We start from the raw sequence: 13884 nt of genomic DNA on the forward strand, positions 1-13884 counted from the left end.
ACCGGTGGCAACGTTCGGTTTGTCGGGAATTGCCAGAATGTCGCGAATGAGAACAACTGCACGTTGACCGCCGGCAACCGGTTTACAGTGTCTGCGTGGTGCTGATGCTGATGGTGCGGGTCATCGACGTGGTGGTGCGCGCGGTACGCCTGATGGCGAGCGGATCGCCGGCCGGGATCGCCCTGCTGGTCCTGGTGGTGCTGCTGTTCACCGCCGGCGCGTTCTCGGCGGTCGCCCTCACGGCCTGGCTGCTCGCGCAGATGCAGAACAACCACGGCTGGATGGACGCCGTGCTGCCATGCGCCCTCGGCGGAACCTGCTCGCCCTAGGCCGGTTCCACCACCCACTGGCCGCGGCGCAGCACGCCGGCCACGGCGAGGTCGGCATCCAGCACCACCAGATCCGCGGCCGTCCCGGCGAGCATCCGGGCATCCGGCAGGCCGAGCGCCCGGGCGGGGTTGACCGAGGCCTGCGACACCGCCGACTGCAGCGCCGCATCGCGCGCCAACCCGCTGTGCGCCACCGCGAACCGGAACACGTGATCCATGGTGGCCGTGCTGCCGGCGATCGTCTCGGTCCCGGCGACCCGGGCCACCCCGCCGGTCACCTGCACCCCCAGCGGGCCGAGTTCGTACCAGCCGTCGGCCATCCCGGTGGCCGCCATGGCGTCGGTGATCAGCGACACCCGCTGCGGCCCTGCGCTTCGCGTGACGTGCCGGTAGATGGCCGGGTCGAGGTGCACCCCGTCGGTGATGAGTTCGACGGTCACCCGGTCATCCTCCAGCAGCGCGATCACCGGGCCGGGTTCGCGACGGTCGATCGGGCGCATCGCGTTGAACAGGTGGGTGCCGACCGTCGCACCCGCGTCGATCGCGCACCGGGTCTGGGCGTAGGTCGCCTCGGTGTGTCCGACGGCCACCACGACACCCGCGCCGACGAATCGATCGATGGCTCCCGGAGCGCCGTGGCGTTCCGGGGCCAGGGTCACCATCCGGATACACCCGGCACCGGCGGCCAGCACCCGGTCGACCTCGACCGGGTCGGGATCGCGCATCAGGGCGGGTTCGTGTGCACCGCATCGTGATTCGGACAGCCACGGCCCTTCCAGGTGGATCCCGTCGAGCAGGCCGGAGCGCACATCGGCGGCGAGCCCACCGACCTGGCGCAGCAGCTCCTGCGGCGCCGCGGTCACCAGGGAGGCGATCAGGGTGGTGGTGCCGTGTCGGCGGTGCAGGTCCACCGCCGCCGCGGTCTGCGCGGTGTCGGCGGCGGTGAAGTTGGCCCCGGCGCCGCCGTGCACATGGGTGTCGACGAATCCTGGCACCACGGTCACCGCCCCCAGCTCGCGGGCCGGCCCTGGCGGTGCGCCGGCCCCGGTCGCGCGGACCCTGCCGTCGGCCACGTCAATCCAGCCGGGCCGCAACAGTTCTGCGCCGGTCAGCACGGTGTCAGCGGCCAGCAGCACTCAGATGCCCTGCCAGTCGGGCTTGGCACGGTAGGTCTCGCGGTAGTACTCGGCCAGTTGCAGCCGTCGTGCGGCGGCATCGTCGAGCAACACGGTGACGTGCGGGTGGTGTTGCAGCACGCTCGCCGGCCACATCGCGCTGACCGCACCCTCCACCAGATGATGCACGGCCTCGGCCTTGCTCCGCCCGGTCGCCACCAGCACGACGTGCCGGGCATCCAGGATGGTGCCCAGGCCCTGGGTGAGGCAGTGCGTCGGTACCGCGTCGATATCGTCGCCGAAGAAGCGGGCGTTGTCGCGGCGGGTCTGTTCGGTCAACGTCTTGATCCGGGTGCGCGAGGCGAGCGAGGAACCCGGTTCGTTGAACCCGATGTGCCCGTCGGTGCCGATCCCGAGGATCTGCAGGTCCACTCCCCCGGCGTCGGCGATCGCGGCCTCGTAGGCCGCGCAGGCCGCCGGGATGTCCGCGGCCAGGCCGTCGGGACCCTGCACCGCTCCCTCGGCGAAATCCACCCGGTCGACGAAGACGGTGTCGATGACATTGCGGTAGCGCTCGGGATGGTCGGCGGGCAGGCCGACGTACTCGTCGAGGGTGAACCCGCGGACCTGCCGGAACGAAAGCCGGCCCGCGCCATGGCGGGTGGCCAGTTCGTCGTAGATGGACAGCGGTGAGGATCCGGTGGCCAGCCCCAACACCGCATCGGGCTTGCGGTGCAGCAACGCCTCGATGGCGTCGGCGGCGACGGCCCCAATGGTGGCCGCGTCGGGCAGGATGATGACCTCCATCAGCTGCTCGCCACGAACAGTCCGGCCCCGACCGTCAGGTGCGCCCCCAGCGGAGGGGTCACCGCGATGTTGCCGGGTTCGCGTTCGTCCATGATCACCACGGGCACGATCGGGTTGAGGCCCTTGGCCACCACCGACGGGATGTCGTAGGTGATGACAACCTGTCCCGCGCTCACCTCGACACCCTGCTCCAGGTGGGTGGTGAAACCCTCGCCATTCAGCGCCACAGTGTCCAGTCCCAGATGTACCAGCACACCGACGTTGTCCGGCGTCAGCACGATGTAGGCGTGCGGCATCAGCTTGAGCAGCTTGCCCGACACCGGGGCGACGGCGTCGACGATCTCGTGCGGCGGGTCGATGGCCGCGCCGAAACCGACCATGCCTTGCGAGAACACCGGATCGGGCACATCGCCAAGCGCGACCGCGCGTCCCGCGACCGGGGCCAGAACGTTTGTCGTCATGGCCTCAACACTACGAGCGCCACACCTGTGGCGTTGCCGAACACGGTCCTGGGTTCTGCAGTTAGGGACTAAGCTGCCGCGAATGGGTGGGTCGACGAAAGCGCAGACCAGTCCCCGGATTCCGGGGTTCGCACAGTTGCAGCGGCTCGGCAAGAGCCTGATGCTGCCGATCGCGGTGTTGCCGGCCGCGGGCATCCTGCTGCGGCTGGGGCAGCCAGATCTGCTGGGCCGCATCGAGGCACCGGTGATCGGGCCGTTCTTCCAGGCCATGAGCGCCGCCGGTGGCGCCCTGTTCGACAACCTGGCGCTGCTGTTCGCCGTGGGTGTGGCCATCGGCTTCGCCAAGAAGGCCGACGGATCCACCGCGTTGGCCGCCGTCGTCGGCTATCTGGTGATGGACAAGGTCTTCGAGACCATGTCGCCGTTCGTGCTCGACGGCGTACTGGACAAGGCCGGCGAGCAGGCCCAGATCAACTACAGCGTATTCGGCGGCATCGTGATCGGCCTGCTGACCGCCTGGCTGTTCGACAAGTACCACACCATCGAACTGCCCTCGTATCTCGGCTTCTTCGGGGGTCGGCGGTTCGTCCCGATCGTGGTGTCGCTGGCCAGTCTGTTCGTGGCGTTCGCGATGAGCTACTTCTATCCGATCTTCGACGCCGGCCTGACCAGCCTCGGGCAGTTCATCGGTGGTGCGGGAGCTATCGGCGCGTTCGTCTACGGGTTCGCCAACCGGATGCTCATCCCGGTCGGCCTGCACCACATCCCGAACTCCTACATCTGGTTCCTGTACGGCGATTACGACACCCCCAACGGCGTCGTCACCGGCGAGCTGACCCGTTTCGCCGCCGGCGACCCGACCGGTGGACACCTCACGTCGGGGTTCTACCCGATCCTGATGTTCGGCCTGCCCGCCGCCGCGTTGGCCATGATCCACGTCGCCAACAAGAAGCAGCGCAAGGTGGCCGTCGGCATCCTGTCCGCCGCGGCGCTGACGGCGTTCCTCACCGGGGTCACCGAGCCGCTGGAATTCGCCTTCATGTTCGTGGCGTTCCCGCTGTATGTCATCCACGCGGTGCTGACCGGGCTCTCGCTGGCCGTCGCGTACGCACTCGACATCCACCTCGGCTTCTCCTTCTCGGCCGGCCTGATCGATCTGCTGCTCTACGGCGGCGCGCCGGCGGCCAAGAACATCCCGCTGCTGATCGGGATGGGCGTGGTGTTCTTCGTGCTCTACTACCTGCTGTTCCGGTTCGCCATCACCCGCTGGAACCTGCGCACGCCGGGCCGTGAACCCGAAGAGGAGTTCGAGGCCGAGGAGGCCGCCAACGTCGGGGCCGGTGCCGAATCCGCCACCGCCGTCAGCGCCGGCGCCGAGGCGAGCCGCACCGAGCAGGTCATCGCCGCGTTCGGCGGGCGGGAGAACCTGGTCAACGTCGACGCCTGCATCACCCGGCTGCGGATGGAGGTCGCCGATCCGGCCAAGGTCGATCAGGCGCGGCTGAAGACGCTGGGCGCGGCCGGGGTGATCGAGGTCGGCAACAACGTGCAGGCGGTCTTCGGCACCGAGGCCGAGGCGCTGAAGAACGACATCCTCGGCGTGCTCTGACCGCCGTGGCGATCAGCGGCAGTAGTCGTGCGTCGCGTACTCCAGCGCGCGCCGGAACACAGGGTCCAGTCCGCGGTTGACGCTCGCCTCGGTGATGGCGGCGTCGCGCTCAGCCGGACACGACGGGTCGTGCAGTTCCTGCCAGCGCTGGGCGATCTCGGTCACCATGGTCTGGTTCAGGGCGTCGATCTTCGCGCGGGTCGCGGCCAGGTCGGGCGCGGTGACCGGCGCGGCCGCCGGATCGATCTTCCAGTACGCGAACAGGCTGTGCTGCAGCGAGACGGTGGCGTCGATCTGGTCGCGGAAGACCTCCCGCACATATCCGGGGTCGGCGCCCTGGGCCTGCGCGGCGGCCGCGACACCGTCGAGGACCTGCTGTTCGCGCGGCGGGTCCGAGATCGCGCCGCCGGTCAGGTATTTGGCGGCCGCGACGGGGTCGGCGGTCTGCAGACGCTGGGCGGCAGCATCGACCAGCGGCAGCAGGGGGCTCAGCACATCGGCGCCGGCCGGCGGGGCGACCGTCGCGAGCAGCAGAGCGGCGGCGACCAGCGGTGCGCGCATCACCGGGTCCCGCGCAGCAGCCGGCCGGGCCGCTTCCCGGTGTCGATGCCGTCGCGTCGGGTGATCACGCCGCTGACGATGGTCGCGGTGTAGCCGGACGCGCCCTGGACCAGCCGGTGCCCGCCGGCCGGCAGGTCGAAGGCCATCCGCGGCGCATGCAGTGTCAGCGCATCGAGGTCGATCACGTTGAGGTCGGCCTTCTTTCCGGTCTGGATCACGCCGCGGTCGGTGAGCCCGAACAGCTGCGCGGTGTCATGGGATTGTTTGCGAACAACGTACTCCAGCGGCAGCTTCTCGCCGCGGTGACGATCCCGCGCCCAGTGCGTCAGCAGGAACGTCGGATACGACGCGTCACAGATCATGCTGCAGTGCGCGCCGCCGTCGGACAGGCCCAGCACCCCGGCGGGATGGGTCATCATCTCCCGGATCGCGTCGTGGTTACCCTCGGCGTAGTTGAACATCGGCAGCATCAACATGTTCGAGGCGTCGGCCTCCAGCATCAGGTCGTACATCGCGGCCAGCACATCCTGGCCGCGCTCAGCCGCGATCGCGGCGACCGTGCGGTCACGGGTGGGCTCGTAGTCGGGCGGTTCGCCCAGCGAGTACAACCGGTCCCCGGAGTACTGGGCCAGCGCGAACATACCGTCGAACAACACATTCGGGTCGATCGGCAGGTCCTCCTCGGACAGGATCGCCTGCCGTACAGCCGGTTCGGCGAGCCGCTCGGCCAGCTGCTCGCGACTGCACTCGGCCTTGAGCGCCCGATAGGTCGGGCGGTGGGTGAAGGCGTGGTGTCCCGGGAAGCCCAGCAGCATGCCGAACGGGCGGGCGGCGACCTGCGGGTGCAGCCGACTACCGGCCTGGTGGGCGGCCGCCGACAGGTCGAGCTGTTCACGCCACAGGTGCGGGTCGGCGTCGACCTGGATGAGCGCGAAACTCAGCGCGCAGTCGATCTCCTCGCCGAGCCGGCGCATCCACTCCAGTTCCCGCTTGGGCGCGACGATGTCCTCGCCGGCCGCGCCCTGCGGGGCAAGTTCGAACACCGCCCCACCCCCGGCCGCGGTGGCCCGGCCGAGCGCGAACAATTCGTCCTCGGCGGCGAAGGTACCGGGCACGGGTTCACCGTCCATGGCGCGGTGGGCCAGGGTGCGCGATGACGAAAATCCCAGTGCGCCTGCCTCGATGGCGTCGCGGACGATACGGCTCATGGCGGCGATGTCGTCGGGGGTGGCCGGTTCGTTGCGGGCACCGCGTTCGCCCATCGCGTAGGCGCGCACGGTGCCGTGGGCGATCTGGCTGCCCATGTCGACGGCCAGTTCGCGGCGGCCGATGACGTCGAGGTAGTCGGCGTAGCTTTCCCAGCCCCAGGTGATGCCCTCGGTCAGTGCCGTGCCGGGAATGTCTTCGACGCCTTCCATCAGCTCGATCAGCCACTGCTCCTGGCCGGGCCGCACCGGCGCGAACCCGACACCGCAGTTTCCCGCGACGACGGTGGTCACGCCGTGGCTGCTCGACGGTTCCAGTACGTCGTCCCAGCTGACCTGGCCGTCGTAGTGGGTGTGGATGTCGACGAAGCCGGGTGCGACGATCTTGCCGGTGGCGTCGATGGTTTCGGCGGAGTCCCCGGCCAGCGGCGGGTCGCCCGGGCCCCGTCGTCGGACCTCGACGATGCGTCCGTCCCTGACTGCCACATCGGCGGTGAACCGGTCCGCACCGGTGCCGTCGACAACCGTTCCGCCGATGATCTTCAGATCGAACACGCGTCGCTCCTTCGGTTCCCCCGCATCGTGTGTAGCACTGCCCGCCGCACCGACTAGGCAGATTTGAGAAAGTGTTCACTCGCCGCGGTCGGCCCACGCCCACCCGCCGACCCCACGCCCAGCCTCCGACCCAGATCCACGGCCCACGGCCCACGCCACCCGCCGGCCTCCTGTCACGTCCCCCGTCGGCGCCCGACCCCGCGTCCACCCGCCGGCCCTACGTCGACCCGCCGGCCCTACGTCGACCCGCCGGACCCACGTCCACCGACCGGCCGCCGGTCTCCCGCCGACATAGGTGACAAAACGCTATGGCGAGATCTCCCCCACGGTCGCGGATCAGGCCCGATCTCGGCCGAATTACAACCCTCAGCCCGATCTCGCCACGAGATCGGGCTCACGGCGCCGGATTCGACGCATTTCCCGCGAAATCACGACCCTCACGCCGATCTCGTCGTAGCACTTCCAGTCGGTTCCCGCCCGGACAACCGAGTTGTCCACAGACAGCTCGGCCGGACAGTCCATCTTGTCGGTGCGCTTGGCGACGATGCCGATATGCAACCGTTCATCGGCAGCGAGGCCCTGGCCGCCGGCACCCTGACCCGGGGCGTGCTGCGGGCCCGGTACACCGCGATCCTGCCGAACGTCTACGTCCTGAAAGGCACCGAACCGACCCTGGAGGTGCGCGCGAAGGCAGCCTGGCTGTGGAGCGGGCGAACAGCCATCATCGCCGGTCGCACGGCCGCGGCCCTGTACGGTCGCGCGCTCGCGAAGAGCTCGGATCCGGTCGAACTCATCGCCCGACACAGCGGACGCCCGTCCGGCGTGCTGATCCGCAATGAACGCATCTCCGTCGACGAGGTCACCATCAGGCTGGGGTTGCCGACCACCACCCCGGTCCGCACCGCCTTGGACTTGGCGCGACATCTGGAGCGGGATGAGGCCGTAACACTGCTCGACCCATTCACCGCCGCGTGGGGTCTCACCAAGGACGACATCTGGCGGTTGTCGAAGCGGTATCGGGGGACGCGTTCGATCAGGACCGCGGACCGAGCCATCGTGCAGATCGACCCTGGTTCGCGGACGCCCGAGCAGACCCGCGTGCGACTCATGCTGTCCGACGGCGCAATTCGCCCCACGCACAGCCAGATTCGCATCACCGACGGGTGGCAGGAGTCCTTGGTGGCAATGGGGTGGCCGGCCCTGAAGGTCGGTGTCGGCTGCGATCTGGCCGACGTAGACCCCGCCTTCATCATCCGCACGTCCGAGTTCCTGCAGAGCCTGGGCTGGTTGTACATCCCGGTGTTGCCGCAGCATGACAGCAGAGACGTGTGTCGCCGCGTCTGGCGGGCGGTGTTGTCGCGGACTAGGAGGACGTGAAGTCGGGCAGTGGCCGCCCGCAGACCTCGCGGGCCTCGGCATCGCTCATACCGAGCAACCGCAACACATCCTCGGTCACGGTGTCGGCGGCCTGCGCGTCATCGCGATCGGGCTGAGCGCGCAGCAGGTTACCCAGGCCCAGCAGCGCACCGCCGGCGACGGCCAGCGCGAGTTCGGGATCGTCGACGCGGAAGCGTTTCGCCGCGACGCCGGCCCGGATGTCGCGCAGCGCGCGCGGTGCCAAACCGCGATCGGACTGCAGCAGCATCAGCCCGTTCGCCAGCAGCACCTGACTCTCCTGGGGGCGGTTGCGGAACATGCGCCCGGTCAGCCGGAACGAAGCGGCGAAGATCTCGGCCGGATCGTCCAGGTCGGCGGTGCACACGTCGAGCAGCGCACCGTGGGTGTCCAGCACCTCCGTGACCGCGGCCTCGAACAGTTGCTCGCGCGACTCGAAGTGGTTGTAGAAGGAGCCCATCCCGACGTCGGCGGCCTGGGTGATCTCCAGGATCGGCACGTTCAGCTTGCCGTCGGCGATGAACCGCTGCGCCGCCTCGACCAATGCGGCGCGGGTGCGCTGCTTACGGCGGTCGGTGCGGGTCGGTGCATCGGGCATGCAGCACAGTGTGCCTCATTTCTGATGAATTCGTCAGAAACTGTTGACTGAGCGTCTCGTCGTATGTGACGATTTCGTCAACAAAGGAGATGGGATGGCCACTGACGTGCACAAAGATCTGCACAAGGACCTGCACAGCGAGCGCGGCGCCGTCCGCGGCGAGCACCCAGGCCGGTCCCGTAACCCGCTGATCAAGGTGGCCGACCTGGCGTGGCTGGAGTTCGAGAAGCCCGATCTGACCCGCGCCGAGGCCTTCGCCCGGGCGTTCGGCTTCCAGACCGCCCAGCGCACGCCGAGCGAGCTCCACCTGCGCGGCACCGACGCCGGCGCTCCCTGCGTGCTGCTGCGACGCGGACCGCGGACCCGGTTCGGCGGACTGGCATTGCGGGCCGGCGACGAGGTCGACGTGCTGCGCATCGCCGACGCGACCGGTGCGGGCATCCGGCCGCTGCCCGAGGTGATCGGCGGCGTCGCGGTCGATCTCACCGATCCCAGCGGCACGCCGGTCCGGGTGGTCGCCGGGATGCACGCCCTGCCCGACACCCCGGTGCAGCAACCGTTGACGCACAACACCGGACGCGACATCGCGCGCATCAACGCCACCCAGCGCCCGGCCCGGGTGCCGGCGCGGGTCCAGCGGCTCGGTCATGTGGTGCTGCAATCCACCACCTATCTGACGACGCTGAACTGGTACCTGGACATGTTCGGGATGATCGTCAGCGATTTCCTGTACTTCCCGGGCCAGCGCGATCGCGGTCCCACCATGAGCTTCATCCGGTGCGACCGCGGAAGCCAGCCCGCCGATCACCACACCCTGGCGCTCGCGCTCGGCCCGGCCAACCGCTACGTGCATTCGGCGTATCAGGTCAGCGATCTCGACGCACTGGCCGCCGGCGGCGAATACCTCAGCGCGCGCGGCTATTCGCGGTCCTGGGGCATCGGGAGGCATATCCAGGGCAGCCAGCTGTTCGACTACTGGCGCGATCCCGACGGCTTCCTGGTCGAGCACTTCGCCGACGGCGACATGTTCGACAACACCCTGGAGCCCGGCTGGGCCGAATTCAGCGCCAGCGGGCTGTCGCAGTGGGGCCCGCCCGTCACCCGTGACTTCCTGGGCACCGATGCCCGCTCGGTGCGCCACGAGGCGGCCGCGATGCTGACCGCCCTGCGCGGGGAGAACGAATTCGACATCCGGCGCCTCGCCGGCCTACTGAAAGTAGCTGCCACATGACCACTTCCATCCTCCGTACCGCCGACGCCTGGTGGGTGCGCACCGCCGGGGACGCCGCCCGCATCGACACCGCGGCCACCACCACCGCCGAACTACTGGCCGACCGCGCCGCCCTGCAGACCACGGGCGAGACCGTCGCGGTCGACAGCCTCGACCTGATCTCCCCTGTCACCACGCCGTGCCGGGTGGTGGCGCAGATGACCAACTTCGAATCCCATGTCCGCGATGCCGGGATGGATCCGAAGACGGTGCCCCTCACCTTCTTCCGCAAGTCCTCGGCCTCGGTCAGTGGGCCGTTCGACGATATCGTCAAGCCCGAGCACGTCCGGTTCCTCGACTATGAGGTGGAGATCGGTCTGGTCATCGGGCGCGACATCCCGGTGGGCACGCTGCTGACCGACAACGATCTCGCCGACGCGATCGCCGGACTGGTCATCACCAACGATGTGTCCGCCCGCGACATCCAGCTCCCCCAGACCCAGTTCTACGAGGCCAAGTCCTACCCCACCTTCACCCCGGTCGGCCCCGAACTCGTCCTGGTCGACGCCGACGAGCTCAAACGCTTCGGTGATCTGCGACTGCGTCTGTCGGTCAACGGATCCGAACGTCAGAACGCCGTGGTCGAGGGTGACATGCTGTACCGGCCGCTGCAGGCGCTGCAATCGCTGACCCGATTCCAGGACCTGTCCGCCGGCGACCTGGTCCTCACCGGAACCCCGGTCGGCACCGCGCTGAGCGCCCCGGCCAAGGTCATCGAGATCATCGGCAACCTGCTGCCGCCCGCGGTGAAGTGGAAGGCCTTCTTCAAACGGCAGGCCGGCAACCAGAAGTACCTGCACGACGGCGATATCGTCGAGGCCACCGTCGCCACCGACGACGGCGCCATCGACCTCGGCCGCCAACGCATGCGGGTGCGCTATCCATGACCGGCCACGTGCCCGTCGTCGTCATCGGCGCCGGCCCCACCGGCCTGACCGCGGCAACCCTGTTGGCGCAACGTGGGATCGACGTCCTGGTACTGGACCGCTGGCCCGATGTCTACCCGCAACCACGCGCGGTCCATCTCGACGACGAGGTGTACCAGATCCTGGATCGGGTGGGCATCGCCGATGAGTTCGCCGCGATCTCCCGGCCCGGGATGGGACTGCAACTGGTTGACGAACGCCACCGGGTGCTGGCCCGCGTCCGGCGCGGCACCGGCCGGCGCGGCGTCCCCCGGGCCAACATGTTCGACCAGCCCGAGCTGGAAAGCCTGCTGCGCGCCAACAGCTCCCGGTTTCCCCAGCTACAGCTGCGCGGCGGTGTCGAGGTCGTCGACGTCGCGCCCGGCACCCCGGCGCGCGTCACGCTCGCCGACGGCGAGGTGATCACCTGCGACTATCTGCTGGGCTGCGATGGGGCGAACAGCCTGGTGCGCCGGTGCATCGGCGCCACCATGCGCGACCTGCGCTTCGATCAGCGCTGGCTGGTGGTGGACATCGCGACGACCGCCGACCTGGACCAGTGGGACGGTGTACACCAGGTGTGCAGTGCGCGCCGGGCCGCGACCTACATGCGCATCGGCGACACCCGGTACCGGTGGGAATTCCAGCTGCTGCCCGGCGAAACTGCCTCGGATTACGCCACGTTGGACCGCTTGCGGCCACTCATCGCGCCGTGGGTGAGCGCGCAGACCGACCTGGAGCTGCTGCGCGTCACCGAATACACCTTCCGTGCGCAACTGGCCGACCGGTGGCGCCGCGACAACGTGTTCCTGCTCGGTGACGCCGCGCACCTGACGCCGCCGTTCATCGGCCAGGGCATGGGTGCCGGGTTGCGCGATGCGATGAGCCTGGCCGACAAGCTGGCCGCGGTGCTGACCGGCCGGCAGCCCGCCGCGACACTGGACAACTACCAGGCCGAGCGGAAGCCGCACGCCCGCAGGATGATCCGGCTTGCGCTGCTCGTCGGCCGACTGATGACCGGCGGCGGGCGCACCGGCGATGCGATCCGGCGCGCGGTCGGTGCGGTCGTGCCCATCCGCCACACCGAACCCCGCAGCGCACCGGCCGGGAGAACCCGATGACCAGCTATGCCGCCGACATCTACCGCACCGGCGCCATCCTGGACCCGTATCCGCACTACCGGCGGCTACGCGAGCTGGGACCGGTGGTGTGGCTGAACCGGCACAAGTGCTTTGCGCTGCCCCGCTACGCCGAGTGCAAGGCCACCCTGCGCGATGATCGGCAGTTCCTGTCCCGCGACGGGGTCTCTCTCAACGCGGTGACCGATCGGCTGTCCCGGGGCACCACGCTGGCCAGCGATGGCAACGAGCACGCCGAGCGCCGTAAGCTCGTCGCGCACCGGCTGATGCCGCGGGCGCTGCGCGATATCGGCGACACGGTGCAGCAACAGGCCGAGGCCGTGGTCGAGGCCGCCGTCACCCGCGGCGTCATCGACGGGGTCGAGCTGGCGAGCGCCCTACCGCTGGCCGTGGTGCCCGACCTGGTCGGCTGGCCGCAGGACCAGCGCGAGCATCTCATCGCCTGGGGTGGCGCCACCTTCGACATCCTGGGACCGCTGAACTGGCAGGCGGTCAAGGCGATTCCGCGGGCATGGGAGATGCTGCGTTTCGCGCGGCGCGTGGTGCACCGCCACGATGTGCTGCCCGGCAGCATGGCCGACGAGTTGTTGACGGCGGCCGATGCCGGCGTCCTCGACCGCGCCGAGTGTCCGAAGTTGATGGTCGACTACATCGCGCCGTCCCTGGACACCACGATCAGTGCCATCTCGAATGCGCTGTACCTGTTCGGTACCCACCCCGAGCAGTGGGAGCTGATCAAGGAGGATCCCGACCTGATCCCGGCCGCGGTGAACGAGGTGGTGCGCTACGAGTCACCGCTGCGCGCGTTCGCCCGCCAGGTCCGCACCGACACCGAGATCGCCGGCACCGCGCTACCGGCCGGGTCGAAGGTGCTGGTGCTCTACGCCTCGGCCAACCGCGACGAGCGGGCCTGGGATCATCCGGACACCTTCGACATCCGGCGCAGTGCCGGTGCGCACCTCGGATTCGGCAACGGCGCGCACGCCTGCGCCGGGCAGGGGTTGGCGCGCCTGGAGACCGTTGCCATCATGCGGGCGCTGGTGCAGCGGGTGCACCGCATCGAGGTGGTCGGCGAACCACGGTGGGCGGTCAACAACATCATCCGTCGCCACCACAGCCTGCCGCTGCGGCTCTGTGCGTGACAACAGCGCTCGCAAGCCCTACAGGTCCGCGAAGCAGGCGTCGCTCTCACCCGACGGGATCGTCGCGTCGGTGCTGGAGAAGGTCCCGTCCACCCCGGTGCCGGTGACCCGCACCGAATCCGCCTTGATGCCCAGCGGATAGTTCTCGTTGAGCTGGGTGGTCAGTTCGTTCAGCGCGGTCTGCACGGTCGCCTTGTCGAACGCGCCGGTGACGTCCTGCACGATGAGTTCCAGATTGCCGTCGCGCACTTCGGGTTTGGCTGTGATGGTGGTGCCCCCAGCGGCCTCCAGGATCAGGGTGCCCGCGCTCGCGTCGGTGCGCACGGCGGTGACAAGATTGCCGACCACCGGCAGGTTCTCCGCCACGGTCTGCTTGATGCCGTCGGCGGTCCAGGACAGGTCGGCGGTAACCTTGCCGATGGTGCCCTTCGAGTCGGCCGAATCCGTCAGCTCGATATCGCTGAGCGTGACATCGGCGGTCATCCCCTTGGCGGCCTGGACGCGGTCGCCGGTGGTGACAACCGAGATGTCGGTGTAGTGGTCGGTCAGGTACTGCCACAGGAACGGCGGCGTCACCGAGTAGGACACGTCGGCGGTGTCCTCGACCAGGCAGTCGGTGATACCGGAGAGCACGGTGCCGGCGCGGTGCCGGGCGAACAGTTCGGCCCCGGCCAGGAGGCCGACGAGGGCGGCGACCACGATGACGGCGGTCAGCACGACGGTCTGGCGGTTGCGTTTCGCTTTGGGCTCGGGCGGTTGCGGGCCGGGCGGCAGGGTGGGCATCGGCGGGGGC

The 13884-nt window shown here is 69.2% G+C and carries 14 protein-coding genes and 1 pseudogene; 7 read left to right on the forward strand and 8 right to left on the reverse strand.

Features of this window, described 5'->3' with window-relative positions; genetic code table 11:
* The first annotated feature begins 95 nt into the window (after positions 1-95).
* Positions 96-329: a hypothetical protein gene (locus tag BST17_RS24990; protein WP_083061598.1), complete on the forward strand. Its 234-nt coding sequence runs from the start codon at positions 96-98 to the stop codon at positions 327-329.
* Here the strand turns inward: BST17_RS24990 and nagA are convergent.
* From nagA to BST17_RS25005, 3 genes are read right to left on the reverse strand one after another with little or no spacing between them, the layout of a single operon-like run.
* On the reverse strand, positions 326-1465 hold the full coding sequence (gene nagA, locus BST17_RS24995; RefSeq protein WP_083061599.1) for an N-acetylglucosamine-6-phosphate deacetylase: 1140 nt from the start codon (positions 1463-1465) through the stop codon (positions 326-328). The genes BST17_RS24990 and nagA overlap by 4 nt on opposite strands.
* Positions 1466-2251 carry a glucosamine-6-phosphate deaminase gene (gene nagB, locus BST17_RS25000; RefSeq protein WP_083061600.1) on the reverse strand — a complete coding sequence of 262 codons (786 nt, stop codon included), beginning with the start codon at positions 2249-2251 and terminating at the stop codon, positions 1466-1468. It lies immediately after the preceding gene.
* Positions 2251-2712: a PTS sugar transporter subunit IIA gene (locus tag BST17_RS25005; RefSeq protein ID WP_083061601.1), complete on the reverse strand. Its 462-nt coding sequence runs from the start codon at positions 2710-2712 to the stop codon at positions 2251-2253. Before BST17_RS25005 ends, nagB begins: the two co-directional genes overlap by 1 nt.
* Positions 2713-2794: 82 nt before the next feature.
* Between BST17_RS25005 and BST17_RS25010 the strand changes: the two genes are divergently transcribed.
* Complete coding sequence (locus tag BST17_RS25010; protein ID WP_083061602.1) at positions 2795-4321, forward strand: PTS transporter subunit EIIC; 1527 nt, start codon at positions 2795-2797, stop codon at positions 4319-4321.
* Positions 4322-4333: 12 nt separating this feature from the next.
* Here BST17_RS25010 and BST17_RS25015 read toward each other — a convergent pair whose 3' ends face one another.
* The 3 genes from BST17_RS25015 to BST17_RS25025 all read right to left on the reverse strand — a co-directional run bounded on the left by BST17_RS25015 (position 4334) and on the right by BST17_RS25025 (position 7200).
* Complete coding sequence (locus tag BST17_RS25015) at positions 4334-4882, reverse strand: chorismate mutase (protein WP_083061603.1); 549 nt, start codon at positions 4880-4882, stop codon at positions 4334-4336.
* The gene (locus BST17_RS25020; protein ID WP_083061604.1) at positions 4882-6642 is read right to left on the reverse strand and encodes an N-acyl-D-amino-acid deacylase family protein; all 1761 of its coding nucleotides are present in this window, start codon (positions 6640-6642) and stop codon (positions 4882-4884) included. Before BST17_RS25020 ends, BST17_RS25015 begins: the two co-directional genes overlap by 1 nt.
* A 366-nt stretch (positions 6643-7008) precedes the next feature.
* Positions 7009-7200: a hypothetical protein gene (locus BST17_RS25025; RefSeq protein ID WP_083061605.1), complete on the reverse strand. Its 192-nt coding sequence runs from the start codon at positions 7198-7200 to the stop codon at positions 7009-7011.
* On the opposite strand from BST17_RS25025, the gene BST17_RS25030 reads away from it, so the two are divergent.
* Positions 7195-8019 carry a hypothetical protein gene (locus BST17_RS25030; protein WP_083061606.1) on the forward strand — a complete coding sequence of 275 codons (825 nt, stop codon included), beginning with the start codon at positions 7195-7197 and terminating at the stop codon, positions 8017-8019. The two genes, BST17_RS25025 and BST17_RS25030, sit on opposite strands and share 6 nt — an antisense overlap.
* Here the strand turns inward: BST17_RS25030 and BST17_RS25035 are convergent.
* Entirely contained in the window at positions 8006-8635 is a 630-nt protein-coding gene (locus tag BST17_RS25035; protein ID WP_083061607.1) for a TetR/AcrR family transcriptional regulator, read from the reverse strand. The two genes, BST17_RS25030 and BST17_RS25035, sit on opposite strands and share 14 nt — an antisense overlap.
* Before the next feature lie 94 nt (positions 8636-8729).
* On the opposite strand from BST17_RS25035, the gene BST17_RS25040 reads away from it, so the two are divergent.
* The 4 genes and pseudogenes from BST17_RS25040 (at position 8730) to BST17_RS25055 (ending at position 13091) form a co-directional block, all read left to right on the forward strand.
* Complete coding sequence (locus BST17_RS25040) at positions 8730-9866, forward strand: VOC family protein (RefSeq protein WP_207573716.1); 1137 nt, start codon at positions 8730-8732, stop codon at positions 9864-9866.
* Positions 9863-10792 carry a fumarylacetoacetate hydrolase family protein gene (locus tag BST17_RS25045; RefSeq protein WP_083061609.1) on the forward strand — a complete coding sequence of 310 codons (930 nt, stop codon included), beginning with the start codon at positions 9863-9865 and terminating at the stop codon, positions 10790-10792. Before BST17_RS25040 ends, BST17_RS25045 begins: the two co-directional genes overlap by 4 nt.
* A pseudogene (locus BST17_RS25050) lies at positions 10789-11868 on the forward strand (bifunctional 3-(3-hydroxy-phenyl)propionate/3-hydroxycinnamic acid hydroxylase); the annotation flags it as partial. The gene BST17_RS25045 and the pseudogene BST17_RS25050, both read left to right, overlap by 4 nt.
* A 59-nt stretch (positions 11869-11927) precedes the next feature.
* Entirely contained in the window at positions 11928-13091 is a 1164-nt protein-coding gene (locus BST17_RS25055) for a cytochrome P450 (protein ID WP_083061611.1), read from the forward strand.
* A gap of 18 nt (positions 13092-13109) precedes the next feature.
* On the opposite strand, the gene BST17_RS25060 is transcribed toward BST17_RS25055, so the two are convergent.
* Positions 13110-13884 (reverse strand): LmeA family phospholipid-binding protein (locus tag BST17_RS25060; protein ID WP_331250709.1); only part of this gene is annotated, 775 nt, incomplete at its 5' end.

Source organism: Mycolicibacterium bacteremicum, assembly GCF_002086115.1.
In the GTDB taxonomy this organism is placed as follows: Bacteria; Actinomycetota; Actinomycetes; order Mycobacteriales; family Mycobacteriaceae; genus Mycobacterium; species Mycobacterium bacteremicum.